The organism is Nocardia sp. NPDC004415 (genome assembly GCF_053602435.1).
The window spans coordinates 1-1290 of record NZ_JBSGDP010000128.1; the positions used below are offsets into that span (position 1 = coordinate 1).

The following is a 1290-nucleotide window of genomic DNA, read 5'->3' on the forward strand; positions in this document are numbered from 1 at the left end:
TGAGGTTCCCCCGCTTTCTCGGAGGGCTCTGACTGTGGTCCGATAGGACCGGAAGGAGTCATTCGTGGCAGCACCGAAGAAGTACCCGGACGAGTTGAAGGCGCGGGCAGTGCGGCTGTATCGGGAGTCCGATCCGAAGCCGACGATCCGGAAGCTGGCAGCGCAGCTCGGGGTGCATCACGAAGCGTTGCGGCTGTGGATCCGCCAAGCGGAGGCCGATGCCGGTGAACGCAACGACAAGCCGACGACCGACATGCTCGCCGAGAACCGGGCCCTGAAGAAGCGGGTCGCAGAGTTGGAGCGGGTGAACGCCGTGTTGCGTGATGCGAGCGCGTATTTCGCCTCGGAGCTCGGCCAGACCCGGCGGTGATCGTGGCGTTCGTCAACGAACACCCGCAACACCCGGTCGAGCTCGTATTACGGGTTCTGGGAATCGCGTCCTCGACGTATTACGGCTGGTTGCGGCAGGCGCGGGAGCCGGCGCAGCGGCGGCTGGCCGACCAGGAGTTGCTGGCCGAGATCGTCGACATCCATACCAGCTCGGGCGGAACCTACGGGTCACCGCGGATCCATGCGATGCTGCGCCGACGGGGGATCTCGGTCGGCCGCAAACGAGTCGAGCGCCTGATGCGGGGCGCCGGGTTGCAGGGCGCGTTCCTGCGCAAGAAATGGCGGCTGGGCTCGACCCGGCAGGATCGGCGTGCCACCCCGGCCCCGGACCTGGTCAACCGCGATTTCACGGCCGGTGAGCCGGACCGGCTGTGGGTTGCCGATGCCACCCGCATCGTCTGTGGTGAGGGTGTGTTCTGGCTGGCCGCGGTCCGCGACGCGTTCTCGAACCGGATCGTGGGCTGGAAGTGTTCGGACCGGTGCGACACCGAACTGGTCCTCGGTGCTCTCGAGTACGCGGTCTGGACCCGCGATGTCCGTGACGGGCAGCTTGTCCATCATTCCGACCGCGGGTCGACTTACACGGCGATTCGGTTCGCTAACCGGTTGGCCGACAACGGGATCGCGCAGTCCATGGGGTCGGTCGGTGACAGTTACGACAACGCCCTCATGGAGAACTTCTTCTCCACCCTGAAGACCGAGTTGGTGTATCGGAACAGTTGGCGGACAAGGGAAGACGCCGAGAACGCCTTGTTCGCCTACATCGACGGCTGGTACAACACCCAACGGATCCAGAAGAAGCTCGGCTGGCGATCGCCCGACGAGTACGAAGCCGGCTATCATCACCGGGTTCCCGCTGGAACCAGATAATCCGCTCTCCGGATTAGCGGGGGAACCTCA

2 protein-coding genes are annotated in these 1290 nt (G+C 65.0%); both read left to right on the forward strand.

The features are described 5' to 3' along the window. The first annotated feature begins 64 nt into the window (after window positions 1–64). Entirely contained in the window at window positions 65–370 is a 306-nt protein-coding gene (locus tag ACWEMY_RS29250; RefSeq protein ID WP_452392609.1) for a transposase, read from the forward strand. A 2-nt stretch (window positions 371–372) separates the two neighbouring features. Further along, window positions 373–1260, forward strand: a complete 888-nt coding sequence (locus tag ACWEMY_RS29255) for an IS3 family transposase (protein ID WP_452392610.1) — start codon at window positions 373–375, stop codon at window positions 1258–1260. The last annotated feature ends 30 nt before the right edge of the window (window positions 1261–1290 follow it).